The organism is Ruegeria sp. A3M17 (genome assembly GCF_003318255.1).
Lineage (GTDB): Bacteria > Pseudomonadota > Alphaproteobacteria > Rhodobacterales > Rhodobacteraceae > Ruegeria.
In genome coordinates, this window is the sequence record NZ_QOCF01000031.1 from 121,646 (window position 1) to 146,769 (window position 25,124).

General features: G+C 56.8%; 27 protein-coding genes. 5 read left to right on the top strand and 22 right to left on the bottom strand.

Annotated elements, in window-relative coordinates:
* Positions 1–86: 86 nt before the first annotated feature.
* Positions 87–566 carry an Lrp/AsnC family transcriptional regulator gene (locus DS906_RS17600; RefSeq protein ID WP_113791402.1) on the top strand — a complete coding sequence of 160 codons (480 nt, stop codon included), beginning with the start codon at positions 87–89 and terminating at the stop codon, positions 564–566.
* A gap of 116 nt (positions 567–682) precedes the next feature.
* Here the strand turns inward: DS906_RS17600 and DS906_RS17605 are convergent, their stop codons facing one another.
* Genes DS906_RS17605 through DS906_RS17615 form a run of 3 tightly spaced genes read right to left on the bottom strand, consistent with a single transcriptional unit; the run spans position 683 to position 3,051 of the window.
* Complete coding sequence (locus tag DS906_RS17605; RefSeq protein WP_113791403.1) at positions 683–1,594, bottom strand: NAD(P)-dependent oxidoreductase; 912 nt, start codon at positions 1,592–1,594, stop codon at positions 683–685.
* A gap of 30 nt (positions 1,595–1,624) precedes the next feature.
* On the bottom strand, positions 1,625–2,173 hold the full coding sequence (locus DS906_RS17610) for an isochorismatase family protein (protein WP_113791404.1): 549 nt from the start codon (positions 2,171–2,173) through the stop codon (positions 1,625–1,627).
* A gap of 11 nt (positions 2,174–2,184) precedes the next feature.
* Positions 2,185–3,051, bottom strand: coding sequence for a hypothetical protein (locus DS906_RS17615; RefSeq protein ID WP_233494832.1), 867 nt, complete (start codon positions 3,049–3,051; stop codon positions 2,185–2,187).
* A 119-nt stretch (positions 3,052–3,170) separates the two neighbouring features.
* Between DS906_RS17615 and DS906_RS17620 the strand changes: the two genes are divergently transcribed.
* Positions 3,171–4,040 (top strand): LysR family transcriptional regulator, encoded by an 870-nt coding sequence (locus DS906_RS17620; protein ID WP_113791406.1) that lies wholly within the window; start codon positions 3,171–3,173, stop codon positions 4,038–4,040.
* Between the two features lie 179 nt (positions 4,041–4,219).
* Here DS906_RS17620 and DS906_RS17625 read toward each other — a convergent pair whose 3' ends face one another.
* From DS906_RS17625 to DS906_RS17695, 16 genes are all read right to left on the bottom strand, one after another.
* Positions 4,220–4,915 carry an RraA family protein gene (locus tag DS906_RS17625; RefSeq protein WP_113791407.1) on the bottom strand — a complete coding sequence of 232 codons (696 nt, stop codon included), beginning with the start codon at positions 4,913–4,915 and terminating at the stop codon, positions 4,220–4,222.
* Positions 4,912–5,607: an alpha/beta fold hydrolase gene (locus DS906_RS17630; RefSeq protein ID WP_113791408.1), complete on the bottom strand. Its 696-nt coding sequence runs from the start codon at positions 5,605–5,607 to the stop codon at positions 4,912–4,914. Before DS906_RS17630 ends, DS906_RS17625 begins: the two co-directional genes overlap by 4 nt.
* Entirely contained in the window at positions 5,604–6,728 is a 1,125-nt protein-coding gene (locus DS906_RS17635) for a cobalamin-independent methionine synthase II family protein (protein ID WP_113791409.1), read from the bottom strand. The genes DS906_RS17630 and DS906_RS17635 overlap by 4 nt, the downstream gene beginning before the upstream one ends.
* 10 nt (positions 6,729–6,738) lie before the next feature.
* A complete protein-coding gene (locus tag DS906_RS17640; protein ID WP_113791410.1) occupies positions 6,739–7,341 on the bottom strand; it encodes a class I SAM-dependent methyltransferase in 603 nt (200 codons plus the stop codon).
* Entirely contained in the window at positions 7,338–8,303 is a 966-nt protein-coding gene (locus DS906_RS17645) for a cupin (protein WP_113791411.1), read from the bottom strand. The genes DS906_RS17640 and DS906_RS17645 overlap by 4 nt, the downstream gene beginning before the upstream one ends.
* A 63-nt stretch (positions 8,304–8,366) precedes the next feature.
* Complete coding sequence (locus DS906_RS22650) at positions 8,367–8,495, bottom strand: hypothetical protein (protein WP_255415428.1); 129 nt, start codon at positions 8,493–8,495, stop codon at positions 8,367–8,369.
* A complete protein-coding gene (locus DS906_RS17650; protein WP_113791412.1) occupies positions 8,496–9,485 on the bottom strand; it encodes a nuclear transport factor 2 family protein in 990 nt (329 codons plus the stop codon).
* A complete protein-coding gene (locus DS906_RS17655) occupies positions 9,482–10,525 on the bottom strand; it encodes a LacI family DNA-binding transcriptional regulator (RefSeq protein WP_199528594.1) in 1,044 nt (347 codons plus the stop codon). Before DS906_RS17655 ends, DS906_RS17650 begins: the two co-directional genes overlap by 4 nt.
* Positions 10,525–11,289 (bottom strand): SDR family NAD(P)-dependent oxidoreductase, encoded by a 765-nt coding sequence (locus DS906_RS17660; RefSeq protein ID WP_113791413.1) that lies wholly within the window; start codon positions 11,287–11,289, stop codon positions 10,525–10,527. The genes DS906_RS17655 and DS906_RS17660 overlap by 1 nt, the downstream gene beginning before the upstream one ends.
* The gene (locus tag DS906_RS17665; RefSeq protein WP_113791414.1) at positions 11,289–12,341 is read right to left on the bottom strand and encodes an ester cyclase; all 1,053 of its coding nucleotides are present in this window, start codon (positions 12,339–12,341) and stop codon (positions 11,289–11,291) included. Before DS906_RS17665 ends, DS906_RS17660 begins: the two co-directional genes overlap by 1 nt.
* Positions 12,338–13,669 (bottom strand): histidinol dehydrogenase, encoded by a 1,332-nt coding sequence (gene hisD / locus DS906_RS17670; RefSeq protein ID WP_113791415.1) that lies wholly within the window; start codon positions 13,667–13,669, stop codon positions 12,338–12,340. The genes DS906_RS17665 and hisD overlap by 4 nt, the downstream gene beginning before the upstream one ends.
* Before the next feature lie 11 nt (positions 13,670–13,680).
* On the bottom strand, positions 13,681–14,211 hold the full coding sequence (locus DS906_RS17675) for an ester cyclase (RefSeq protein ID WP_108859141.1): 531 nt from the start codon (positions 14,209–14,211) through the stop codon (positions 13,681–13,683).
* Between the two features lie 127 nt (positions 14,212–14,338).
* Entirely contained in the window at positions 14,339–15,493 is a 1,155-nt protein-coding gene (locus tag DS906_RS17680) for a carbohydrate ABC transporter permease (RefSeq protein WP_113791416.1), read from the bottom strand.
* Between the two features lies 1 nt (position 15,494).
* Positions 15,495–16,517, bottom strand: a complete 1,023-nt coding sequence (locus DS906_RS17685; protein WP_113791417.1) for a carbohydrate ABC transporter permease — start codon at positions 16,515–16,517, stop codon at positions 15,495–15,497.
* 66 nt (positions 16,518–16,583) lie between these two features.
* The gene (locus tag DS906_RS17690; RefSeq protein ID WP_113791418.1) at positions 16,584–17,795 is read right to left on the bottom strand and encodes an ABC transporter substrate-binding protein; all 1,212 of its coding nucleotides are present in this window, start codon (positions 17,793–17,795) and stop codon (positions 16,584–16,586) included.
* Positions 17,796–17,843: 48 nt separating this feature from the next.
* A complete protein-coding gene (locus DS906_RS17695) occupies positions 17,844–18,917 on the bottom strand; it encodes an ABC transporter ATP-binding protein (protein ID WP_113791419.1) in 1,074 nt (357 codons plus the stop codon).
* A gap of 161 nt (positions 18,918–19,078) precedes the next feature.
* On the opposite strand from DS906_RS17695, the gene DS906_RS17700 reads away from it, so the two are divergent.
* Both DS906_RS17700 and DS906_RS17705 read left to right on the top strand, forming a co-directional pair.
* Positions 19,079–20,083, top strand: a complete 1,005-nt coding sequence (locus DS906_RS17700; RefSeq protein ID WP_369935280.1) for an ester cyclase — start codon at positions 19,079–19,081, stop codon at positions 20,081–20,083.
* The gene (locus DS906_RS17705) at positions 20,080–20,952 is read left to right on the top strand and encodes an amidohydrolase (RefSeq protein ID WP_113791421.1); all 873 of its coding nucleotides are present in this window, start codon (positions 20,080–20,082) and stop codon (positions 20,950–20,952) included. Before DS906_RS17700 ends, DS906_RS17705 begins: the two co-directional genes overlap by 4 nt.
* 127 nt (positions 20,953–21,079) lie before the next feature.
* On the opposite strand, the gene DS906_RS17710 is transcribed toward DS906_RS17705, so the two are convergent.
* The 3 genes from DS906_RS17710 to DS906_RS17720 form a co-directional block, all read right to left on the bottom strand.
* Complete coding sequence (locus DS906_RS17710; RefSeq protein ID WP_147235305.1) at positions 21,080–22,117, bottom strand: sterol desaturase family protein; 1,038 nt, start codon at positions 22,115–22,117, stop codon at positions 21,080–21,082.
* 100 nt (positions 22,118–22,217) lie between these two features.
* A complete protein-coding gene (locus DS906_RS17715; RefSeq protein WP_158541340.1) occupies positions 22,218–23,054 on the bottom strand; it encodes a 3-methyl-2-oxobutanoate hydroxymethyltransferase in 837 nt (278 codons plus the stop codon).
* Between the two features lie 16 nt (positions 23,055–23,070).
* Positions 23,071–24,036, bottom strand: coding sequence for an NAD(P)-dependent oxidoreductase (locus DS906_RS17720; protein ID WP_113791424.1), 966 nt, complete (start codon positions 24,034–24,036; stop codon positions 23,071–23,073).
* On the opposite strand from DS906_RS17720, the gene DS906_RS17725 reads away from it, so the two are divergent.
* A complete protein-coding gene (locus tag DS906_RS17725; RefSeq protein ID WP_158541341.1) occupies positions 24,035–25,045 on the top strand; it encodes a LysR family transcriptional regulator in 1,011 nt (336 codons plus the stop codon). The genes DS906_RS17720 and DS906_RS17725 overlap by 2 nt on opposite strands.
* Positions 25,046–25,124 lie beyond the last annotated feature (79 nt).

The following is a 25,124-nucleotide window of genomic DNA, read 5'->3' on the forward strand; positions in this document are numbered from 1 at the left end:
CAGAAAGTTGTACACGCGAAGGGTGATCTATTATGGTCAATTTTTCCTAATTATCGGGAAATTTTCTTGCCTCAAAGGAAATTCTCATGAAACTCGATCAGTTTGACCGAAATCTGCTTCATTTGATGCAAACCGATGCCAAGATAGGCCTCGAAGCGCTTGCGTCCGAAACAGGCTTGTCCGTGGCCTCTGTTCAGCGGCGGTTAAAGGCACTCAGAACCTCGGGCGCAATTCTATCGGAAGTCGCCATCGTTGACCCGAAAAAGCTGGGTGTCGCGATGAGCTTCATTGTCATGGTCGAATTGGAGCGTGAGCGTCAGGATCAGATCGACGCATTCTCACGTCAGGCGCAATCAGAGCCTATGGTACAGCAGTGCTATTACATCACCGGAGACGCCGACTTCTGTCTGGTCTGCACCGCAAAGGATATGGATGATTTTCAGGAACTCACGAAACGACTGTTCTTCGACAACTCAAACGTCCGTCGATTTCGCACATCTGTTGTCATGGGAAGAAAGAAAGTCGGTTTGGGTATTCCTGTTCAGGATGTTGGGCTGGAACGATAAGGATCAACATTTGCGTCAGCTACCGCTTCAAAGCGGCCCTTCGAATGCTGGGCAGCAGATGCGCTCATTAACCAGTGCCACGCGTCCTTGGGGTTAGGGCCCAGATTGGCCCTTCGTTATTTTTCCCAGTGCGGGATCCAATCCCCGTCAAGGCGAAGTGACACGCCAGCATTGTCCTCTTCAAGCTTCACCACATGCAATTCGCCCTTGTCACCCCCGTACTTTTCGCGGGCCGCTTCGAACTGCGTGCACACCAGCCGTGTGGCCGGGGCGGCGGTGCCGGCGTCGTCGCAGGCCTCGACGATCAGGCCCAGATCCTTTTGGCACAGGTCCAGGGTGAAGGACGGATCATAATGTCCGGCAAAAACGGACGGGGCGTCGTGATGCATACACCAGCTTTCGCTGGCCCCGATCTTAAGCGCATCCCAGGCCCGTGACAGATCGACACCGGATTTCACCGCCATCACAAGTGCTTCACCCATGGCTGTCGCATGGATGGCCCAAAGCTGATTGCTGGCCAGTTTCGTCACGGACCCGCTGCCGCTGGGGCCCATGTAGTGTAGCGGCCCCATCAGCTCCATCACAGGACGAATACGCGCGACGGTCGCCTCATCCCCACCTGCAAATTGGGGCATGTTGCCGGTACGTGCGCCATCGACGGCACCTGTGACCGGCGCATCAATCAACTGCACTCCGATCTCAGCAAAGGTGGCGGCAAGCTCGCGCACAAAGGCGGGTTTGTTGGTTGTCATATCCACCCAAACCTGCCCCGCGGACATGGCGGACCGCAGCCCATCGTCGCCGCCTGCCACTTGTTCGATTTGCTTTGGTCCAAAGACCATGGTGAACACGATATCCGCCGCTTGCGCCGCTGCCGCAGGGGTCTCTGCCCACTTCGCCCCAAGCGCCAGGTGCTCTTCTGCCCGGTTTCGATCAAGGTCGCAGACCGTCAGGTCATGCCCGCCCTTGATCAGGTTCAGGGCCGCAGGGCCGCCCATGGTGCCAAGCCCAATAAATCCAATGCGCATCTTCGCGGTCCTCGGGGTTAGTTGTTTTGCTTACGCGTTCAGGATGGTGTCGGTCGAACATACCTCACCAAACTCACCCTGCAGGTTGGCAAGTGTGACGGAATGGATCTGTTCGGCGCTGTGGGTCACCCCGTCCGGCCCGGTCGCGTCATAAGCCCAGACGGCATCTGAGGCATAGACCATCTCAAAGCCCAGACTGCTTGCAGAGCGCGCGGCAGACTCGGCGCAGTGATTGGCCGTGGCCCCGCAGATGACCACACGCTCAATATTGTCGGCGCGCAGATCAGCCTCGAGCGAGGTTCCGGCGAAGGCGCTGGAGACGTATTTGATGATCACCGGCTCATCCCCCTGCGGTGCCGCAAAGGGTTGAACAGCCGCACCAGGCGCATCCGCATGAAATGGATCGCCGGGGTCAAGCCCGTGGTGATGCACATGGACGATCTTGTCACCTTGCGCGCGAAACCTGCTCAGAAGCCGGCCGATATTGTCGCCTGCCTCGGGGCAAGATCGCACGGCACCGGCTGCATCCTCATGAGCCAGTGCCATTTGCACATCAATGACGAGTAGAGCAGTTTTCATGGCTTGGTCCTTTATGCGTTGATGCTGGGGGCTGCGCGATCCGCGAGAATATTTTTGACGCGATCACCATAGATCCGAATGTTGATGTCGTCGCTGATCAAACGGCCTTCCTGTTCGTCATATGTCATAATCGCGGTGACACGGCGGGTCGACCCTTCGACCTCTGTGACCCCGTGTAAAGAATAGCCACCGCGAAACAGGGTAAAAGTACCGGCACCCCGGTCAAACTTCTGTGCATGGGACATATCGCCGGCAAGCAAACGATCCACCGCCTCGCGGTCTTCGGTTTCGTCGGTGCGCGAGTTTGGCAAGAAGGCAAAATCACCGCCAGTTTCAGCGGCCTGCAACAGCAACGTCACGGTGCATTCCGTCGTATCATAGTGCCAGGCGTGCCAGCTTCCTGGATGCAGGGCGACGACATTCAGCGCCTGAAACTCATCGGCGCAACGATGCAGCACCTCTTTCTTTTGAACGCGGCGCACAAAGTCCGTCAAACGCGGCGACTGATAAAGCTGTTGGATGAGCGTTTCATTTGGCAGCTGATCGTCCGCCAATTGCGTTGCCACATGCGTATATTCCTTACGACGCGGATCATCCTTGGGCAGCGACGGATCAATTGCGCCCTGGTAGATGTTGCGCTTGATGGTCAGCACGTCAGCGGTGGGCAGCAAGGCGTTGGATTCATCGGCCAGAGCAACCAGCGCCTCGGGACGGATAAACCCATCCAGATTGCACCAGCCATGTTCCTCCATCTGGTCCTGACAAGCCTTGAGAAACGCAGCGCCTTCGGCACTTTCCAGATCCGCAATGGGATAGCGCGCCAGATCCACAAGGCTCAAAACCATGTCGGTGTCTGTTTCTTGAATGATCTCCGGCATAGGTCGCTCCTTTTCGTCTGGTCGACTTCGTCGTCGATTATTTCTGTCTAGCCGTCGCCCAAAATGAAGGAAAATGAAAGAATTTGCCTCCATGCACATAAAAAACTTATGAATGGGCAATGAAAAGCAATCTGAATCTGAACTGGCTTCGCACTTTCGAGGCCGCCGCACGTCATTTAAGCTTTACCGCCGCCAGTCGAGAGTTGGGGCTGACACAAACGGCAGTCAGTCAGCACATGAAGGCGCTGGAAGGTCAGCTGGGGCAGAAACTGTTCATTCGCAAGGCGAAAAGCCTGCAACTGACGGAAATCGGCCGGGCCTATTTGATATCGGTGCGGGATTCATTGGAGCACATTGCTTTTTCCACAAACGGCCTATTTGGGCCTGCCTTGGAGACGGCGATCGTGGTGCGGGCGTCGGCGGCCATGATCATTTGGCTGGCGCCGCAACTTGCCACCTTTCAGACCGCCCATCCCGGTATCGGAATCAAACTTGTTACCTCTTTGTGGCAGAGCGGTCGGGAAGGGCATCCCGTGGACATTGACATCCTGCTGGCTCCGCAAACCCATTCCGACACGCGCATGATCAAGCTTTCTGATGAGTACATCGTTCCGGTTTGCGGTGTGCGCACCGCGCCAAAGATCAAAACACCCAAGGACCTGCTGGCCCACGCTGCCATCCACGTTCTGGGGTTCGACGATCATTGGGCGCGGTATCTGTCGGCCCGTGGTCTGCCCAATGCAGATGTATCCCCGCGCCTTATCGTCGATACCTCGGTTGCCGCCTGCGAATTGGTGGCCGCGGAAAGCGGCTGCACCATTATGATCAACCGGTTCGCGCAGCAAGCCATCGCAAGCGGCCGCCAGATCAAAATTGTCGGCGCCCCCGTTGATACAGGCCAGGCCCACTACGTCTTGCAACACAAAACAGGTACGGCAGGGTCACACGTTTCGGCCGCTTTTTGCGAGTGGTTACAAACCCGTTTTTGACGATGGTCTTCAAAGAGACCCTCCGCCAAGTTTGTTCCGACCACAAGATGATCGCTGCGAATGAACAGGGACGAGGCAAATCTCGGTGAAAATACCAGATCACTTCTCAACTGAAATCAGCAAGACCTTGGGTTTTTTCTTCTCCACTCAACCGGCATGTGGAGTAACTGCCCCAATAATCAGACCCTGGCTTTTTCAAAGGCCGCCCAAGCGGTCTCAAAAGCATCAAAATCAAACTCCGGCTGACAGGCTGCATCCAAGACGATGTGTTCTGTCGCCAATAGCTTTTGGATTGCGGCTTCTAGCTGATCGACGACATCACCGGGTACGACCAACGCGCCATGACGGTCGGCGTGCACCAGTTCGCCAGGATTAACTGTCAGGCCAAAAACGGAAACCGGTGTATCAATCTCGCGGACGTGGACGAAACCGTGGCTTGGCCCGACGGAACCGGCGACGACCGGGAACCCCTTGGGTAAGTCACCCAGATCCCGCATGACGCCATTGGTTACGACACCGGACATACCAAAACCCTTGTGGACGGATGTATTGATTTCACCCCAATAGGCTCCGATGCAATCCGGATAATCCATATCTTCGATCACCGCGACGCACGGATTGGGCGCTTCGGCCATGTATTTATAATAGGCCATACGTCGGGCCTTGATGACGTCAGGCGGCTCGGTCGGTGGATTGACTGCCGCTATTTTGGCCGTGCGGGCATAACCGACGATCGGAGGTTCTTCAGGCGCTGAACACAACATGGTGCCGCGAGTGAAATCATCGAACCCGCGCTTGCCCTGCGCCACTTCGATGGCATTGCAGACGGTGGGGGTATCGACCTTGCGAAGCAGAGACAAAAGGGATGGCGTCATGTGTCCTCCAACCAACGGATCAAGGCCGCTGTGGTTTCTTGGGGTTGTTCCAATGTCGGCAGATGCCCAGCGCCTTCGATGATCTCCAGCGCGCTGTCTGGCAATAGATCGTGCATCAACTGGTGGCGTTCCACGGGGCACAGCCGATCTTCTTGCCCACACAGAACCAAAGCCTTTCCCGTGTAAGCTGTCAGCGTCACGCTTTGGTCCGGGCGATCCATCAGAGCCTGCGATTGGCGCAAGAATACGTCAGGGCCCAAGTCGGTGGCCATTGCCATGCACAGATCCAGGATAGCCCCCCGGTTGGGCCCGTCCGACAGGTAACTGGGCTTCATCTCGTCTCGCATCACCGACCTCAGCTTGCCGTCGCGAACGGCTGCCATTTGAGGCGCGCGGCGGGCTTTAACCTCTGGTTTTTCGGCTAGTGGATTTGTGTCAAGCAAAGCCAGGCGCGAAACACGTTCCGGGGCATGACGCAATACTTCCATTGCCACGATACCGCCCATCGACAATCCTGCCAGCGCGAATTCAGACGGCGTATTTTGCAGAATGTCATCTGCCATTGCCTGTACGCTGTCATGCCGCGACAACGGGAAAGTCATCACCGGCATCCTGCCAGACAGTGCGTCTATTTGCGGGCCAAAAAGCCGGGCGTCACACATCATGCCCGGCAAGAAAATCACGGGTGTCATGCGGAGGCCAGCTTGGCCCCCTCAGATAGCGCGGCCAACTTGGCATAGGCGATCTGAGGGTCAACCGCGCCGAAGCCCGCGAAAGTGCCAAAGCCGCAATCGCTGCCTGCCATCACCCGGTCCGCGCCGACGATTCCCGAAAAACGTTCGATCCGTTGGGCCACAAGCGCGGGATGCTCGACGAAATTGGTGGTGGTGTCGACCACACCGGGGACCAAAACCTTGTCACCGGGTATCTCAGATTTGCGGTCGCGGAACACGGTCCACTCGTGGGCGTGACGCGGGTTCGAGGTCTCAAACAGGACATAGCGCGATTTGGTCGCCATCAGGGTGCTGAACACCTTGTCCATTGCAATGTCGCAGCAGTGCGGGCCTTCGTAGTTGCCCCAGCAGATATGTACCCGCACGCGATCCTGCGGGACGTTCTGAAGTGCGTGGTTCAGGGCCTCGACATGCATGTCTGCGATTTTGACGAACGCGTCGTCAGAAATGTCTGTGAATAGCATGTGACGTGACAGGGCCAGATCGGGGCAATCCAGTTGCAGATCCAAACCAGCGGCCACGATGGTTTCGTATTCCTCTTTCATGGCATCGGCCAGCGCCGCCAGATAGGCCTCACGCGTGGGGTAGAAATCATTCTGCAAAAACAGAGAGATCACGCCCGGGGACGCGGCATTCATGAAACCGCGCTCGACCCCATGCTGCGTCATAGCCGCCTTGAGGTTGGCAATGTCTTTCTCTAGCTCGCCCTGCCCTTTCGATCGCACCTCGCCGGTGCACATTGGTCGGGCGTATTGCGGCGTGCCGCCATCATTGGCCAGCCGCTGCAGAAAGCCGGGGAACATCTTCAAATCTGCAGGCGCGTTTCGAGGGCTGTCACCGGAAAACCCGGTGTAGCGGTCCTTGACATAGGTCGCGTAAGAAATCTTCGAAGTCTCTCCGTCGCTGACTAAATCAACGCCAGCTTCGACCTGTTTGCGCACCGTTTCAGAGACTGCGGCAGCCATGCACGCGTCAAACGCGGCTGCTTCATAAGGTTCACCGTTTTCCCTGGCAAAGATAAGATCCACGACGTCCTGTGTTCGGGGCAAAGACCCAACATGTGTGGTTTTTACGGCCATAAAGACCTCCTTACAGTTTTCGTGCCATCAGCACAGTATGGCTTTGGGTTTCGGGGTCTTCGGCCAAAAAACCGGTCAATTGCAGCCCGTTCTCTTCAAGGCAGGTTGCATAACCGGCCGGGGACAACGAGGCGTGGTAGACGAGCTCTGATCCCACCGTACCGCTGACTTCCCCTGCGCGTGGGCCTACGGTCAGCATCAGCATTCCACCGCTATGTAAATGGCGCGCCATGCGGGTGATGCAGCTCTTCTGCTCATCCGCTGTCAGGTGAAAAAAGCTGTTCCAGGCGATGATCCCATCGAATTGCTGATCCAGCTCAAATTCCCGCATGTCAGCTTTCCGCCAATCCCCGTCCGGCCAGCGTTCTTTGGCGATGGCCAGCATGGCTTTGGAAAAATCGACACCTGTGACGTCAAACCCTTCGGCCATAAACCAGCGCGCAATGGGATCGCCTGTGCCACAGCCCAGATCCAGTACATGGTCACCCGGTTTAAGGCTGGCCGTGAAGCGCGCCAGCCAGCGCGCTTCGAACAGGGCCTTTGAGCGGCGCTTGTCATACTCTGTGGCTTGCCGCTCATATATGGCTTGGGTGTCGTTCGGGTCTGCGCTCATCCTGTCCAGGTCGCTCCTGCCGGTTCATCGGTTGCAGTGATCCGGTACAGGCCCGCCTGCCCGGTCATTGATGGCTGAACGCTATAGGATTCACCGGGCAGAACCAGAGCTGTGTCGCCTGTCGAAATTGTGGTTTCGTGCCCGTCGATCGAGATATGCCAGTGACCGCTGGCTGGCATCAGAACCACAGGTTTATCCGTCGCAATCGGTTCGGTCACAGAGGACCCGCGGCCAAGGAAGTCGACCGCAAACCCCGGCTTATCCTTGATCAGCCCGCTCTCGCCAATCACCTGCGCAGGCTTGTTGGCCGACAACGCCATCAAATCCCAATACCGTGCAACATATTTGCCGACGACATCCTCAACCGGAACCTCAGGATAGCCCTTCAACTGCTCTTCGGTCAGCAAGGGCATTGGCCGCACATTGTGAGGCAGCTCTTGCCCTTTCTTGGTGTCGTAAAGAACGCCATTGTCACCCAGCGTCAGGCCATGCGCCTGCGCATCTTCGATGACCTGAGGGGCCCAAGTGACGCCTCCTCCCGCGTCGTCTCCGCCCAGGATTGCCATGATCATACCGTAGTCCTGGCCAACGTTTTCGAAACCACGGAAGATGCCGGTCGGGATGTTAAAAATATCGCCCTCCTCGGCGATGAACTCACCGGCGGTGCCATAACGGCCCCAGAAAAAGCGCCAGCGTCCTTTGGCAACAAAGAAAACCTCGGCCGTTGTGTGGGTGTGCAATGAGTTCCGGCATTTCGGCGGCTGACCCGCGGCACCGATGTTGAAGCCGACCTTGTCGGTGATGTGCACGTGTTGATCCGGGGACTCCGAGACGCCACCGCCGATGATCGTGAAATTCTCTTTCTGATCGCTGCCCGGCGTATGGGCATCGATAAATGCGGTTTTACAGGGTTGGAGCTCGCCGTAGCGGACAATGCGGGAAGTGATGGCTGATTTGGTCATTACGTATGATCCGATATTTTGTTTTCAGGAATGCAAGCTCGTGTGCTCAGGCGGCACAGGCGCTCACTCCCCTGGCGGGCGCAGGTTCAGTCGCCGCGCCCGCAGGCTTTGACGGAACACATGGAAACGTCGACGGGCTCCGGTTTCACGCAGACCACCTGCAAGGATGCGATATGCGACCGGGCGGGCCACTCAGACCTCTCCGTTCTGCAACAAGATCTGCTTCCAGACCGAGGTTTCATCAAACAGAGTGTATTCACGGCGCAACTGCGGCTGCCCCGCAATCAGTGCGCCAAACTCGGCGTGACTGATGCCGAGGACATAAACCTGTGCCCCCGACGGCGCTCCGAACATGCCCCATCCGTCATGCTTGCCCCAAAGGCTCCAGCGAATTGCTGATCGCGGCGACATATCCGGGTCGTCGCGCCCGATCTGGTGTTCAATCTTGAATTCAGCATTCGGGAAACTTGCCCGCAGCCCCATCCAGAAACGGTCGACAGCATCCCAGCCGTGCCCCGTGACGCCGCCCACATATTCCGACTGCACCGCACGGTCATATTCGGCCGTGATTGTGCCCATATCGGCACTCATAATCCGGGTCAGGATATCAGCATATCGCTGCCCCCACTCATTATCATTGCCGCGACCCTTGTAGGGGCCGGGCTGGTCGATTTCGGGGGTCAGAGGCTTGGTGCAGCTGTCCTTACCGCCCTCGCGCGCAATCAGATCAGCGGCGTATTCCTTTGGGTCCCAGCCCATCTGCCGCACAATCGCGCCCTGATCGCGGATCAACCATTCGTCGTTGATCTGGTTGTCGATGGCGTGGCAGTCGGCCAGAATTCGATAGCATAGTTTTGTACCCGTAGGCTTGCCGTAAACCCCCTCGGCCAGATGCGTGGCAGTGGAGAGGATGCGGTGAGAGCTCAGCATGCCCTCTTCCGGCGTGCCCGACCAGATCACATCTTCACCCATCAACTGCCGATCCGGAAACTCGGCCAAGGTCGCCATCGTGGCGCCGATCACATTCTGATTTCCCAAAACCACCGAACCGGGTGAGCGAACGACGATGTCTTCGCTGTAATACTCGTGCAGGGTTGCGATGCCCCGGTCTTCCCAGATCTCTTTGGTAATTCCGATGATATAGTCGGGAAAATCCCGGAACTTGGGATCAAAGCCTTTCATGTACTCATCCTTTGCGGGGTCCAGCCTTTGGGCAGCCGTGCCGAAGTGCGCACGATCAACGGCCCATCAATCGCGACCTTGCGGGCTGCGGCAACTGCCGGGTTTTCAATATGGTCCAACAAGGCATCAACGGTCTCAGCAACCATCAGGTTGGCGCGTTGACGAATGGTGGTGAGGTTATAGGCAAGCCATCCCGCCTGCGGTACGTCATCGTATCCAATGATAGAAACGTCTTCTGGTATACGCATTCCCAGTTCAAACCGAATGACGTCCATCACGGCAAGCGCCATATGGTCATTGGCGACGAACACCGCGTCGGGTCGTTTTTGCGGTTCAACATCAAACATGCGGCGCGCGGCCAATCGCGCATTCTCGGTCAGGAACTCTCCGATTTCGTAGGCGTACAAATCCTGACCCGCATCACCGAGTGCGGCGCGAAACCCGGCCTCGCGGTCTCGCTGGGTTGAGGCACCCTGCCAACCGGCAATATAAGCGATGCGACTGTGGCCTGCGGCAACAAAGAATTCGGCGACCTTGCGACCGCCGGAATAATTGTCAGAGGTCACCGAGGTGATCCCGTCGATATCCTGACTACGGTTGAACAGCACGACTGGTACACCAGCCTGTTGGCACCGTGTTGCGATATCGGACGACATCGCGACCGAGGCCAGGATCACGCCATCAACCTGATAATCAAGAATTTCCTCCATAACGTCGTCAATGTTTCCGGCGGTTCTGGAGGCCATGAAGATCAGGACGTGATAGCCTTGCTCCTGCAACTCGTTCGACAACTTCTCAAGCGCTTCGGGATAGAAATAGTTGTCGAGATAGGCGACGACCAAACCGATGATGCGGCTTTTGCCTGACACCATAGCGCGCGCCAACACATTGGGGCGATAGCCAAGCTCGGTCGCGGCTTTGCGCACTTTCTCTTCCGTCTTCTTGCTGACCGAAGCGCCCGGCGTGAAGACGCGGCTGACGGCAGACTGGCTGACACCTGCAAGCTGGGCGACCTGAAGTGATGTTACTTTCTCAGCCATCAGTCTGCCGTCCAACCTCCGTCAATCAACATCGAAGTGCCCGTGACCAGCGCCGAGGCGTCTGAGGCGAGGTAGCGTACCGCGCCCATGATGTCTTCGACCTCGCCCACGCGACCTAACTTGATCTTATCCATGATCCACGCGGCGCGTTCTGGGTTGTCAAAGGTAGATTGGGTCAGAGGCGTTCGGATAAACGTCGGGCAGACCGTATTGATCCGAATGTCCTGTTTGCCCCATTCGATGGCCATTGATTTGACCATCCCCTCAAGCCCGTGTTTGGTCGCACAGTAGAGCGCCCGTTCGACCCCTCCAACATGCCCCATTTGACTGGAGATGTGGATGATCGAACCTGGCCTGTCAGCCTCGATCAAAGCACGCGCGGCATAGGCCGATAGGAAGTAGGCCGAACGCAGATTGACGCCGGTGACAACATCGAAATCCTCTGGCGTTGTCTCAATAGCAGCACTGTGCCGTGCAACCCCGGCCGAATTCACCACAACATCAAAGCTGCGCGTTTCAAAAAGCTGCTTTAGCGCATCCAGATCGCCTTGATCCAAAACCAGCGCCTCGGCCGACCAACCCTCTGCCTGCAGAGCAGCGACAGTTGCATTCAACCGATCTTCGCCTCTGGCCGCACAGACGACATGCGCGCCCGCCTCGGCCAGGGCCACGGCACAGCCCTGCCCAATGCCTGAAGAGGCACCTGTCACCAGGGCGGTCTTTCCCCTCAGGGAAAACGAAGGGGTGCGCGGCAATTCAGTCATCAGCTCATTCCATCCGGTACTTCAATGCGCCCCACGTTTCGGGCCTTATTGAATTCCCGCAGACGGGCAAAGACGTCAACGCCTAGCTGGCGATAAGCATCCAGAAGATCGACCAGCACCCAGTTTTCACGAATGCGCCCGTTTTCCAGCCGCCAGAAATCGAGGCTGCGCATGGTGATTTTCTTGCCCGAGGGCGCGATGCCCATCCAGCCGTCATCAGTGACGGTCTGGATCATATTGGGCCAGCCGGTCACAGCCGCGTATTCGCCATCGCCGAAGAAGTGATAGGTGATGTCGTCCACGTACTGCCCGCGATCCGGCATCCCGTTCAGAAACGGGATCTGGTGCCAGTTGCGGAATCCTGCATAGCCTCGTCCGGTGCCGATGCCTGAGGGGCCATACCAGTTCATGCGGGGATGCCAGAACCGCTCCATCTCCATAACTTCGGGGCCGCCTTGCGACGGGTGTTTCTTGAGGTGCTCCAGCATGTCGATGATATGCTTGCAGGTCTCTTTGCCCTTTGCCTCATCATACGGACCGGGAACGAACCCGTCCTGCGTGGCCGGGCCGGGCACGTGCCATTCGCGGCCAAGACTGGGGGCCATGGGCCAGGCACTGGCCTGCATCATCACCTCGGGGATATCCCAAAGGGCTTGCATTTCAGCAACTTTGCCGTTTTCGAAACGGTAAAACTCATGAAACCGCATGGTGACTTGGTGGCCGGTCGGCGGGATGTCCAGCCACGGGCTGGTGAATGTACCGGTGTAGTAGCCGCCGCATCCAACCCAGTCAGAACCATGTTCATCCGGTCCACCCATGACGATGTAATCCCGCCGTTCCAGATCGGGCCATGCAGTCAACAGGTCTTTATAGGCGCGGTCATAGAAAGCGTCGCTGCCAATGCTGTCGCCAAAGGGATGGCACAGGTGGAGAACGGCGTCCGAGGCCGTTACCTCGGCCAGTGCCGCGCGAACACCGGCCTCGGAAAAATCATACATCGCAGCCCTGAGCGGAGCGATCAGGGCTTTATGCTGTGTATGCCTGTCACTCATTCAGCAGCATCCCGATACGGCGCCGGCTCGCCATAGGGCACGTTGATGCCGCCATAGCGACGCACACGGACATTGCACTGTTCGGCGTGGCCCACAAAGCCTTCCAACATGCACAGACGCGAGCCGTATTCGCCGATCAGTGTCGCCGCCTCATTGGTCAGAACCTTTTGGTAGCTGTGCGTTTTCAGGTACTTCCCAACCCAAAGCCCACCGGTGTAACGCCCGGCCTTCTTGGTTGGCAGGGTGTGGTTCGTACCAATCACCTTGTCCCCGTTCGACACATTGGTGCGCGGACCAAGGAACAGCGCGCCATAGCAGGTCATATTCTCCAGAAACCAATCGTCGCGATCTGTCATCACCTGCACATGTTCTGAGGCGATGTCATCTGCGACTTGCAGCATCTCATCATATGTGTCGCAGACGATCACCTCGCCATATTCATCCCAAGACACTTTCGCGGTGTCTGCAGTCGGCAGGATACGCAACAAGCGGTCCACCTCGGTCAGTGTCTCTTTGGCAAGCTTGTGAGAGTTGGTTAGCAGCACACAGGGGCTGTTATAGCCGTGTTCGGCCTGCCCCAGCAGGTCGGTTGCGCACAGTTCGGCATCTGCTGCGGTCTCATCGGCGATCACCATAGTTTCGGTGGGACCTGCAAACAGATCAATGCCGACGCGCCCGAACAGCTGGCGTTTGGCTTCCGCGACAAAGGCGTTACCGGGACCAACCAGCATGTGAACGGGATCAATAGTCTCTGTGCCCAAAGCCATCGCACCAATGGCCTGAATACCGCCCATAACGTAGATCTCATGCGCGCCACCCAAATGCATGGCCGCAATCACTGCCGGGTTTGGTGTGCCTTTGAACGGAGGCGTACAGGCGATGATACGAGGGACACCGGCAACCGAGGCCGTGGCCACAGACATATGGGCCGATGCCACCATCGGGAACTTGCCTCCGGGGACGTAACATCCGACCGATTGTACGGGGATGTTCTTATGGCCAAGGATCACGCCCGGCAGGGTTTCAACCTCGATGTCCAGCATTGAATCCCGCTGAGCCTGTGCAAAGGTGCGCACCTGTTCCTGAGCAAATTTGATGTCGGCCAGTTCCCTATCGGTCAGTTGACCGATCAAGTCATCGATTTCCTGCTGGCTCAGGCGGAACGAGGCTGGCGAGTAGTTGTCGAACTTCTCACTCAATTCACGCACCGCAGCATCACCGCGGGTTTCGATGTCTTTCAGCGTCGCCTCAACCACGGCGCGGGTCTTGGCATCATCTTCCGCCCGGTCCGCATCGGATTTGCCGCGTTTAAGATACTCGATTGCCATGTTTCCAATCCTCAGTTTTCGGGTCGGGGTGGACATTTCTCACCCCGGTCAAATGCTTCCCAGCCTTCGCCGTTGAACAGGTCGACGCCCAGTTGCGCCGCGACATGTGCGAAATCGACATTCACCCAGTTGTCGACGATCTTGCCGTCAACGACTTTCCAAAAATCCATATAGCGGATCTCGACCCGCTTGCCGGTGGGGGCGATGCCCAGAAACTCACCCGTATGGGTTGCTTCCTGACGGCCAAAGGCTGCTGCCCATTCGCCCATGTAAAGACGGGCCTCATCGATGCAGGTCTTGTCCGAAAACGCCGCTTGAAACGGGCGCTGCCAGTTTTCCTGAAACTCTTTCAGCCCGGTTTTGGTGCCGCAGCCTTGATTGCCCATCCAGCGGAAGCCTTGGGTGAAGAATTCTCCGATGTCATCAATGCGGTGGTCGTTCAGACCATCCACCATGGTTTCGATCACGCGACGCGTGTCTTCGGTTTTGCTCATGTCCGTGTCGCGGGTCAGAACCGCTTGTTCGGGACGGGAACCTTTCATGTCTATGTCCTTTCAGGTTGCCAGAGGAAGAGTTTGGGAGTTGCAGCCCCAATACTCAGAAAGTCCCTCGGCATCCTGTTCAGCGCCGGATGGCGCGACATGGCATTATGGCGGGCATGGTTGCTCATCAGCCTTTGACCGCCCCGGCTGTCAGACCACTGACGATCTGCCGCTGGAAGATCAGCACAAGGAAGATCAGCGGCGCGGTGATCGAAACGGCGGCGGCCACGGCAACCACTTGGTCTGTTGTCGTCGTCTCGCGGTTGAACATGCCGACGATGGCGGGAACCATCGTCTGGTTCTGCGCGTCCAGCAGCAACGCGGTGACAAGAAAGTCGTTATAGGCCAGCAAGAAACTGAACAGGCCTGTGGTGATCACTCCCGGCCACATCACCGGCATGATGACACGGCGGAAGGCTTGGAAATGGCTGCATCCATCGACACGGGCCGCCTCATCCAGTTCAGCCGGGATATTCTGAAAGAATGAGCGCAGCATCCAGATGGTGAATGGCTGATTGATCGCGACCAGAACGGCGATCACCGCAAAGGGTTTGCCATACAGCGTCGGGGCGTTGTCACCCAGGATCGGGGCCAGCCATTCGGCCGAATTGATGAACACTGGCAGATAACCGGCCACCAGTACCGAATGCGGCAGTGCGCGGAACACCAGCGCCACGATCAGGATCCAGAAAGCCAGTGTCGATCCCGAGCGCGCCAGGCCATAGCCCGCCAGCGTGCCAACGGTCAGCGACACGGTAACCACGCCTGTCGTCACAATCAGCGAATTCTTGAAGTTGTTTGAAAAACCCCGGTCGATCCAAACGGTCTTGTAGTGCTCGGTCGTCAGGCCAAGCACATCCCGGCCCAAAGGTCCGAACCATGGGTTGAGCACGCTTAGAACGGCAGGCAAAACAACAAAGAACACCACGAGAAAGCCCACCAAAACGACCAGTACGCCAATGACCCACCCGAACCATTCCTGTCCGGGCTTCGAGTAGGATTTAACCATCGGCGGCAGTGTTTTTTTGGCGATGACTATCGTCGCCCAGATCACCGCAACACCCAGAATGATATCCAGCAGCGACAGCCCCTTACCGACGCCCAGCGTGGCAGGGCCAAAAATCACGTTCAGCGCGTTACTGTCGAATGCATCGACCGGCGATTTAAAGCTCATCACCACGATCCAGAAGATCGGGAAGGCCGCGATCAGGCACCAAAGCGCCAGAAAGATATTCGAGGTCAGCCGCAGGCTGAGCGGTTGGCGAAGCGCGCGCGAGGACATGTCAGTGGCCTCCTTTATGATCACGCCATGTGCGGCGCAGCGGCAGGATAAGCAGGATGACAACGCCGATCATGGTCAGCATTGAGTTGGCCGAGGCCCGGCTGATCGACCTGTTGCCCGCCTGATCCGGCGTCAGGTAGTCAAATGTCAGCCACTGCAGTGAGATCACGTAGCCCTGGCTCGAGAAGCCGACGATCTCTTCAAAGACACGGTAGCTGTCCATCAGGTGGATCATCGATACAAAGATGATCAGCGGCATCAGATGCGGGATGACGATATATTTCAGCCGCTGCCAGCGTGTTGCCCCATCGATAACAGCGCTTTCCAGACTGTCCTGATTGACCGTTTGCAGACCGGCATAGAAGATGATGGCAGCAAAGGGCGCCACGTGCCAGACCCGGTAGATCATCATGAGAACTTCTATTGTCCAGGCTTGGGCAAATAGGGCGATATCGCGATTCAACCACCATTCCATCATCGCAGTCAGGATACCGTCGCCGCGGAACAGCCAATTGATCGACAGGACACCTATCACCGGCGTGATTATGAATGGCAGTAGAGAGATAAAAATCACCGGTCCGCGGATCGATCGCGCGGCATTGTTGATCAGGATCGCAATCCCTAGCCCGCAACCGACCACCAGCGGCAGAGTGATCAGTGTAAATGTCAGCGTGAACCGCAGGGCCTTCCAGAAATTGATCGTGGACAGCACGTTCCAGCTGCCGTCACTAATGGCCCGCCATGCACGCTCGGGTTCCAGAACATTGCGATAGCTTTGCAGCCCGACATATTGGGTTTGCGTAATTATCTCCCCATGCTCGTCTAGCTTCGGTTGTGACACTTGCTCGGTCACGCAGGTCTGCGTCACAAAACCAGGGGTGCAGGTTTCCTTTTCGACGGTCTCATAGATCGGCTGGGTGACATAGAAACTCTGCTGGAACACGCTGACCAAAGGGAACGCGATAAAGAGAAGCATCATAAAGACAGAGGGACCGACAAAAGCAGCAAATGTCCGGAAGTTCATGGCTCTGCCTTTCTAATGGTTCTCGGGGGAAAGGGATGGGAGGGCCGGAGCCCTCCCATGAGAGGATCAGTTGCTGATCAGGCCTGCTTCTTTCGCGGCAGTGACGTAGTCTGCCTCGATATCGGCCAGCGTCGTTTGTGCGTCTTTGGCACCGGTCAGGTAGTCCGCCAAGCCGTTACCCAACGACGTGTGCATGATGCCCATAGGACCGGATGCCGGATACGCCTTGGCGCCCCCTTCAGCGGAAGCTGCTGCACCGGCGGCCAAAGCGCCTGCGGAATAGGCCGTGCTTAGCCAGACGGCGACATCATTGTTGGCGCTGACCATGTCCGTATCCATGCCTTCAAGCGCGACGCGGAAGGCGGCATCGGCTTCTTCATCAGACATGTTTGAGGCCAGAACGATGCCGTCCCACCAGATGGTGGTTGCGGGCACTGCCGAACCCATCGGCGCCGCCGCCATGGTCACCTTGCCAACAACCTGGCTTTCAGCTTCGTCGTTCATGGCTGCGGCACGGCTGGCCCACAAGTTGGCCATGGCGATCTTGCCCTGCTGGAACTGCTGCTGGACATAAGTCGAGTCAGAAACCAGATACTCCGGGTCCATGTAATCGGTCATGGCCTTCAGGGTTTCCAGCGCGGCCACGCCCTGCTCGTTGTTGATTGCAGGCATGTTGCTGTCGCCAAAGAACAAACCGCCCTCGCCTAGGTACATGTTGATGAATTCCTGGCCGAGGTTCCAACCGGTCTTGAACGTCCCACCGATGGGATAGTCCATGACGCCGGCTTCCTTGATCTTGGCCGCCGCAGAAAGAACGTCGCCATATGTTTTGGGTTCTTCGATGCCCAGTTCGGCCAGAACATCATCGCGATACATCAGGTGCTGAGCGTTCACCATCATCGCGATCGCCATGGTTTGTCCGTCCACCTTGATCAACTGGTTGGGCAGCAGATCCTGGCCATATTTTTCAACCAGATCGTCCAGCGGGCGGATCGTGCCCGCGTTCAGCAAGGGGACCAGTGTTGCGTTCGATACACCGCCGATCTGATAAAGTGCGGGATCAGCCGCAAAGGCTTCGGGTTGCTTTTCGCGGAATTCCTGATCCAGCGAAGCGCTGAAATTGCCGCATTCGGCCATTGCATCCGTCACCGCTTTCCAGGCTTCAAACCCGGCGGACAGCGATTTCAGCGGCACATCATTTTCAAAGGCGCATTCAGCCCATGCGCCGGTGGCGGCGATGGACATGGCACCTGCCATAAGGATCGTCTTGAGTTTCATGCGTTTCTCCCTGTCAGGATCGGTCCGTCGTCGACGTCCGGACCGGTGTTAAGCCCGTTTGGGCTGTTTGTGGGGTTGTTCCCCAATCCGCGCACCGCTTTCAGCTTCAAAGAGGTGACAGATTTCTTTCGGCACCGAGAACGAGACTGTCTCGCCAATCTCGGCGCGGTAGGCTTTATCGGCTTTGACCGAGACCAGAGCACCACCGACTCGGACCGAGATCATGGTCGCGTCGCCCAGCAATTCCAGCGTGTAGATCGGTGCGGTGATCTGGCCCTGCCCTTCGGCAAGGCTGGCATCCTCGGCGCGGAAGCCCAGCGTCATAGGACCGTCTGGCGCATCCACTGGGATTTCGACGTGTTTGGTACGGAACACTCCGCCTGAAACGTCGCCATCAATCAAATTCATCGCGGGTGAACCGATGAAGCTGGCCACAAACGTGTTTGCCGGCATGTCATAGATTTCCGTGGGGCTGCCGACCTGCTGCACCACGCCCTGTTTCATCACCACAACCCGGTCGGCCAGCGTCATCGCTTCGATCTGGTCATGGGTTACATAGATCGTCGTCACCGCCAGCTCGTGACTGAGGTTCTTGATCTGCGCCCGGGTCGAGACCCGCAACTTGGCGTCAAGATTTGACAGCGGCTCGTCCATCAGGAACACGTTTGGTTCGCGCACGATAGCACGGGCGAGCGCCACACGCTGTCGCTGACCACCTGAGAGTTCGGCGGGTTTGCGATGCAGAAAATCGTCCAGCTCGACCATCGCGCTGGCCCGGCGCACCTTTTCGTCATGGGTCGACGGGTCAATGCCGCGGACCTTCAACGGAAAGCGGATGTTTTCGTAGACGTTCATGTTGGGATAGAGCGCATAGCTCTGGAACACCATCGCAACATCGCGGTCCTTCGGCTCCAGATCGTTGATCACATTGCCATCGACCAGGATTTCGCCCTCGGTCACGTCCTCAAGCCCGGCGATCATCCGCATCGTGGTGGTCTTGCCGCAGCCCGAGGGGCCGAGCAGTACCAGAAACTCGCGATCTGCAATGGTCAGGTCGAAATTGTGAACCCCAACGAATGAGCCCCATCGCTTGCCGACGTTCCGCAATTGAATTTCCGCCATGGTGCCCCCTGCAAGGAATCATTTTGCATACGTTTGCAAAACTGTAATTCGCATATGCCAATTCAGGCAAGACTTTTTTGCATACGTATGCAAAACTAACGCAAATACCCGACTCAACCCGGCTTCGCGCCTCTCGTAAAACTTTGATCACAATGGCAAATATCGTGACCTTTCAGACAGAAAAAAAACTCGTCTCTGCACTTCACACCGCATTGGATTCCGCGACAGAACAAGAAATCCCGAAGGTAATGAGCCAATACTGCGCCCCGGAACTGAAGTGGCGCGGCTTTCATCCATTCAACGAAATCAATGGCGCCGAACAGGTTGCCCAGAAATTCTGGCAACCACTAAAGAGCTGCCTGACCCGCATGCAGAACCGAGTAGATATCCTGTTTGCGGGGCAAAACTCGCTGCACGACGAGGCTGACGTCTGGGTCGTGTCCATGGGGCATTTGATGGGGCTGTTCGATCGCCCGTGGCTGGGCATTCGCCCAACTGGCAAGCTGGCATTCCTGCGCTATTGCGCGTTCTACAAGGTCGCCGGTGACAGGATTGTCGAAACAGCAATGTATTTCGACATACCGCACCTGATGGTGCAAGCCGGACAGAATCCGTTCCCCCCACAAACAGCGGCGCATTTGGTGCAACCCGGACCAAGACCCCATGACGGCCTGCTGCTGAACGCACAACCCGCTGAAGAAGGCGAAAAGACGCTGGCGGTCATCAACGCGATGATCTCGGATCTCGGGCAATGGGACAGTGGGTTGTCGCTTGAGGATGAATTGGCCCAAACTTGGCACCAAGACATGATCTGGTGGGGACCCGAAGGGATCGGCGCGACCTACACGATAGAACGCTATGCCAAGCAACACTCAGGCCCGTTCCGCGCCGCTTTTGCAAACCGATCAAAGACCAATCATGTCTGCCGCCTGGCCGAGGGACACTATGGCGGCTTCTTTGGCTGGCCCAACTTCACGGCCACTCTGTCCGGAGGTTTCATGGGCATGCCGGCCACTGGAAAACCCGGCGAATTCAGGGTGATCGATATCTATCGCCGCGCTGGTGACAAACTGGCCGAAAACTGGGTCTTCATAGACCTGTTGCACTTCTGGAAAGCGCAAGGTGTCGATATTCTGGAACGCACCACGGGGATCGAAACGTTATGAGAATAGATGCACATCACCACCTGTGGGACCTCACTGCAGTGACCTACCCTTGGCTCATGGAAAAGGGCGTCGCTCGATTCTTTGGCGACCCCTCCCCCATCCAACGAAACTATTTGCTGCCGGAATTTCGTGCAGAAGCCGAAGCCGAGAGTTTCGGCGCTTCGGTCCATATTCAGGTAGGCGCGGCTGACCCCTGGGCCGAAGCGCGATGGGTGCAATCAGTGGCCGACCAGTTCCCGGACTGGCCCTTGGTGCAAGTGGCCTTCTGCGATCTGACCGCTAATGATCTGGACAAACAACTCGACAGCCTTCAAACCCTGCCGTCTGTACGCGGCGTTCGACAGATCATCGGCCGCGCTCCGGGCGAGGATGCAATCACCGGCACAAACACGCTGCTTGAAGACCCAAAGTTCTTGGCTGGTCTGAAACAACTGGGCTCACGCGGGCTATCCTTCGATCTTCAATTGCTGCCTGAGTTAATGGAAATGACCGCAGATGTGTTGTCGCAGGCCCCAGAAACCCGGATTGCTCTTTGCCATGCAGGGTCCCCCCACGACCGAACCGCACAAGGCTTGCAGAGATGGGCGGACGGGTTAAAAACGTTATCAAACCTACCGCAAATCTGTTGCAAACTCTCCGGCCTCGGAATGTTTGATCATAACTGGAGCGCTGAAAGCGTCTCACCAATCGTTGCAACCTGCCTGTCACAGTTTGGTGCCGACCGTTGCATGTTCGGGTCGAATTTTCCGGTCGACAGCCTCAGTTCAACTTACAAAGAAGTTGTTTCCAGGCACCAGGAACTCATCCCGGCATCAAACCAGGACGATGTGTTCCACGGCACGGCAAAACGCTTCTATCGCTTTGAATAGCGCTGAAGCACACAAACCCATGTCTTTCGGTGCCATTTCAAAACGATTGCTTCGTTCTCGAAATGCCTGAAAGTGAGCCCTTTCTGACCAAAGCTGCATAGACGAATGCCAGCAATTGGAACTTTGGCTATTTGCCCTGAGCGTGCATTTCACGCTTTCGGTTGCGGGTACGTTTTGTGGCGTCCTCGGACCCATCATGATAAGTTCCGAACCACTTATCCCAGGGCATTTCGGCATTGCCATAATTGCACTCGTAATAGCGATGATGAAGCTGGTGGAAAAATGCACCTATCAGCAAAGCCTGACGATCGCGCGCCCAAATCGCTTCGTATCCCGAATGAGACGACGCTGCGCCCAGCATCAGCCAGTAGCCGAGGAAAATCATGTGAACGGGATGGCTGGGCAAGATCAGAACAATCAAAATCGCGCTAAGATACCCGAAGGATTCGACCGGATGCATCGACATACCGGACCAAGGGCCGGTGTTGACGTTGCGGTGGTGCACCGCGTGTACGTGCCTGTATATGAACGGCTGATGCAGAAATAGATGAACGGCATAAAAGTGAAAGCTTTGCCAAAGCGCCAATATCGGGAACAGCAGAATGAACCACACAGGATGCGCGACAAAGCTGAGCGTGCCGATATAGTTGTTGGCGTACATCCAGCGCAGGAAGCATTCAAACATCGACAGGATGGTCGCACCAAAGACCATCGAGTAGTAGATGTTGTCCCAGGTCTGATAGCCGAATTTATACAGCGCATTCTTGCGCTTCATGTAGGGTCGGGGGTCGTATTTCAGCAACTTGCCTTGCCCGTCGACACCGTAGAACCACATATGCAGCCCACCGGCGACGACCAACAGCAACACCCAATTGCGAATGAACACCCATGACATCCAGCCAATGCCAATAATGGCCTGATCGGATCCGACGGGCTGCAACCAGAACGCCACCAGAAAAGCCAGTGCAAGATAGATCGAACGATCCGAAAATTGCAGCCAGTTCTGCCAGACCCATTTCCCCATCACGTCGAATTTGGGTGGCCAGTGCCAATAGGGGGCGTGCTTTACCGGAAGTTCCGGGTGCCAGTGCCATTCGCGGCTCATGGGGGCGGGATCTTCGGAGGTATGAGCTGTTTTCCGAGCGTTCGTATCTGCGGTCGTCACGGGCCTTCCTTTCCTGAACAAATGTACCTTTTGGGTCAGGATGACGCCGGAGGCGGCTCATACGGGTATTTCCGTGACAGACGGCAGGTCATCGTGGGGCCTACTCGTGAAACGGGCGGCGCTTGTCCAGCGCTTCGCGTAGTTTTTCATGCTCGCCGGGCTTCATGCCGATGCTCGTCGCAGTGTCGGGATAACCGCCGTCCAGAACCGCGGTACGATAGGCGGTCAGACCCTTCATCCTTTCGGCCTCCAGTTTGGTACGGGCACCCGCCATATCGGCAAAGGCCTTGGCATGACGCGGAGGGTTTGGGGTGTCGCCGCAAGCGTCTTCCTGGAAAAGGAAGATCACATCGGCAGCCCCGCCAGAACCGATTGAGTGGGTGATCAGCCCAGTACGCGGACTGATCTCTGCAATCGCCTCGTCGGCAACGCATTCCAACTCGACGGCATAAGCACCAGCGTCTTCCAACCGTCGCAGATCCTCGACCAGTTGCATTGCTTCATACGCAGTGCGCCCATAGGCGCGCAATCCACCGATCTGGGTCGACAGGCGGGGCACTAAACCCAGATGGCCCTGAACGGCCAGCCCTTCGTCGGCCAGCAGTTCCACGGCCTTGAAACTGCGCAACGTGTAAACCGCGTCTGCCCCGGCGGTGGCGGCACGTATACCAGCACGCAGGATGTCCTGATGGGTCTCATAATCGCTGGCCATCAGCGCGGCAGTCGTGAACGTGTCAGGCGCACCGGCGCGGACCTCGGCCAGATCGTGATCGACGATTGATAGATGATCAATGCCCGCGGCCTGAGCCGCGGCAGCCTCGGTGCGGTTCAGGGCGGTCGTCTGTACGAATTTACGCGTGCCCTTGCCTGCCTTGATATCCGCCACCGTCAGGTTACGTGTCGCCGGGTGCCCACCAAAAGTATAGATCCGTTTCAAAACCGCTGTCCTTTTTTTATTCAGCGGCTTTGCGTTCAGAGCCTTGCGGGATCACCTCATAACCGGGTTCTTCCGGCTCATCATCCATCATTTCCGGCGGGAAACCGGGGGCGAGAATGTCCAGACCGGTGGCCTCTTCCAGACGTTTGATGATGTTGGGCGAATAACAACGCTCGCCATAGCGTTCGATGCCGTCTTCAAAGATCTGAACCAGCATAGGCGAGATTTCCAGCGGCACATTGTGACGGTCAGCCACCTGCTGGAACAGACCGGCATCCTTTTTGACCAGATCCATGGTGAAAGAAATGTCCCGGCTGCCGTTCAGGATCACCTGGCTTTCGGTTTCATGGACGAAAGACGTGCCGGAGCTGATCTTCATCGCCTCATAGGTCGTGTTGAGGTCCATACCGGCCGCCTTGGCGGTGACCAGCGCTTCGCAGCAGGTGACAAGATTGGCCGTGGCCAGATAGTTCGTCACGACTTTCAGCACCGAAGCCGAGCCCAGATCGCCGGTGTGCAGAATGCGGCGACCCATGGTTTTCAGGAAAGGCGCGATACGGTCAAACGTGGCACGGTCGCAGCCCGCAAAGATCGAGATATTGCCCGTCGCCGCACGGTGGCATCCACCCGAAACCGGGCAATCCACGGCTGCGCCTCCTGCGTCCATCACCATTGCGCCCAGGCGTTTTACCTCAGCTTCGTCAGTGGTGGACATCTCCATCCAGATTTTGCCCGGCTTCACCTCGGACAGCATCTGTTGCATGACAGCATCCGAAGCGGCGGGCGATGGCAAACAGGTGATTACGGCGTCGCAATCGCGCATCAGTTGGGCCGGGCTTTCACCCCGGGTCGCCCCACGCGAAACGAAATCATCCACAAGTTCGGGGTTGAGGTCATGCACCGTTAGATCAATGCCATTGCGCAGCAAACTGCCACTGAGTTTCCCGCCGACATTTCCAAGGCCAATAAATCCAACTTTCATGCGCGTGGTTCCCTGTTTCAATTCCCGCCGGGTGATCGGCAAAGATGTTACTTCGCAAAAAGTACAAACGTTGATGGCATTGTGTAAAACGAATAAAACCGGCAAGTATCAGCGAAAATTTTTGGTGCTAAGTATGCCGCAATCTCCTAACCCTATCTGGCTTCGCTCCTTTGAATGCGCCGCGCGGCATCTGAGCTTTACTGCCGCCGCGGCTGAGCTGGGTATCACGCAATCGGCACTCAGCCTGCATGTCCGCTCGTTGGAGGCGCAACTTGGTTGCCCCTTATTCTATCGCGCCGCACGCAACCTAAGCCTGACCGAAGTTGGTCAGGCATACGCTTTTTCTGTGCGGCAAGCCCTAAGAGATATCGATCTGTCAACGATCAGCCTGTTCGGATCAAACCAGAAGCACGAGCTGGTCGTACGCGCGCCAATATCCACGGCGACCTTGTTTCTCGCTCACAAGTTGCCCGAGTTTTTGCGGATCCACCCAGATATTTCCATAAAGCTGGTCTCGAACATTTGGGCTGAATCCGCAGGCCGTGAAAATGTCGATGTCGAGTTGCGGGTGGGAAGTGGTGAGTGGACTGATATCCCTGCTCGGAAAATATCCACTGAACAGATCGTCCGTATTGCCCCCAAGATATCTGGGGGAAAAGCCCCTTCCACCGAAGATCTGCAACAACAGCCGCTCATTCACATTCTGGGATTCCAACAAATGTGGGAACGGTATTTTTCCGCAATCGGGGTTCAACAAACCCAGTACGCATCGACCTTTGTAGTCGACACGACAATTGCGGCGGTGGACATCGTGGCCGCAGGTGGCGGCAACGCGATCGTTATCGAGAGGTTTGCCAAAACCGCCATTGAGACCGGAAGAAAGGTCGCCATAGTTGGTGAAGCAGTTCCAATAGAACAGAGTCACTATTTGATTGCGGGGCAAAACTCAAAAGCGGATGCAGTGGCCAAACAGCGTTTCGGAGCTTGGCTGGAAGACATCTTTCGGTAAACCAAAACTTCTTCGTCCAAACGGGTTGTGTTCGTGCGTGTTCAGCTCTGATATTTTTGGGATACTGATGGGAGCTTCA

Excerpts from the sequence above, each read along its gene's own strand:
- DS906_RS17600 (WP_113791402.1), top strand. The coding sequence starts at position 87 with ATGAAACTCGATCAGTTTGACCGAAATCTGCTTCATTTGATGCAAACC.
- DS906_RS17605 (WP_113791403.1), bottom strand. The coding sequence starts at position 1,594 with ATGCGCATTGGATTTATTGGGCTTGGCACCATGGGCGGCCCTGCGGCC.
- DS906_RS17610 (WP_113791404.1), bottom strand. The coding sequence starts at position 2,173 with ATGAAAACTGCTCTACTCGTCATTGATGTGCAAATGGCACTGGCTCAT.
- DS906_RS17615 (WP_233494832.1), bottom strand. The coding sequence starts at position 3,051 with ATGCCGGAGATCATTCAAGAAACAGACACCGACATGGTTTTGAGCCTT.
- DS906_RS17620 (WP_113791406.1), top strand. The coding sequence starts at position 3,171 with ATGAAAAGCAATCTGAATCTGAACTGGCTTCGCACTTTCGAGGCCGCC.
- DS906_RS17625 (WP_113791407.1), bottom strand. The coding sequence starts at position 4,915 with ATGACGCCATCCCTTTTGTCTCTGCTTCGCAAGGTCGATACCCCCACC.
- DS906_RS17630 (WP_113791408.1), bottom strand. The coding sequence starts at position 5,607 with ATGACACCCGTGATTTTCTTGCCGGGCATGATGTGTGACGCCCGGCTT.
- DS906_RS17635 (WP_113791409.1), bottom strand. The coding sequence starts at position 6,728 with ATGGCCGTAAAAACCACACATGTTGGGTCTTTGCCCCGAACACAGGAC.
- DS906_RS17640 (WP_113791410.1), bottom strand. The coding sequence starts at position 7,341 with ATGAGCGCAGACCCGAACGACACCCAAGCCATATATGAGCGGCAAGCC.
- DS906_RS17645 (WP_113791411.1), bottom strand. The coding sequence starts at position 8,303 with ATGACCAAATCAGCCATCACTTCCCGCATTGTCCGCTACGGCGAGCTC.
- DS906_RS17650 (WP_113791412.1), bottom strand. The coding sequence starts at position 9,485 with ATGAAAGGCTTTGATCCCAAGTTCCGGGATTTTCCCGACTATATCATC.
- DS906_RS17655 (WP_199528594.1), bottom strand. The coding sequence starts at position 10,525 with ATGGCTGAGAAAGTAACATCACTTCAGGTCGCCCAGCTTGCAGGTGTC.
- DS906_RS17660 (WP_113791413.1), bottom strand. The coding sequence starts at position 11,289 with ATGACTGAATTGCCGCGCACCCCTTCGTTTTCCCTGAGGGGAAAGACC.
- DS906_RS17665 (WP_113791414.1), bottom strand. The coding sequence starts at position 12,341 with ATGAGTGACAGGCATACACAGCATAAAGCCCTGATCGCTCCGCTCAGG.
- hisD (WP_113791415.1), bottom strand. The coding sequence starts at position 13,669 with ATGGCAATCGAGTATCTTAAACGCGGCAAATCCGATGCGGACCGGGCG.
- DS906_RS17675 (WP_108859141.1), bottom strand. The coding sequence starts at position 14,211 with ATGAAAGGTTCCCGTCCCGAACAAGCGGTTCTGACCCGCGACACGGAC.
- DS906_RS17680 (WP_113791416.1), bottom strand. The coding sequence starts at position 15,493 with ATGTCCTCGCGCGCGCTTCGCCAACCGCTCAGCCTGCGGCTGACCTCG.
- DS906_RS17685 (WP_113791417.1), bottom strand. The coding sequence starts at position 16,517 with ATGAACTTCCGGACATTTGCTGCTTTTGTCGGTCCCTCTGTCTTTATG.
- DS906_RS17690 (WP_113791418.1), bottom strand. The coding sequence starts at position 17,795 with ATGAAACTCAAGACGATCCTTATGGCAGGTGCCATGTCCATCGCCGCC.
- DS906_RS17695 (WP_113791419.1), bottom strand. The coding sequence starts at position 18,917 with ATGGCGGAAATTCAATTGCGGAACGTCGGCAAGCGATGGGGCTCATTC.
- DS906_RS17705 (WP_113791421.1), top strand. The coding sequence starts at position 20,080 with ATGAGAATAGATGCACATCACCACCTGTGGGACCTCACTGCAGTGACC.
- DS906_RS17725 (WP_158541341.1), top strand. The coding sequence starts at position 24,035 with ATGCGCGTGGTTCCCTGTTTCAATTCCCGCCGGGTGATCGGCAAAGAT.
- DS906_RS17720 (WP_113791424.1), bottom strand. The coding sequence starts at position 24,036 with ATGAAAGTTGGATTTATTGGCCTTGGAAATGTCGGCGGGAAACTCAGT.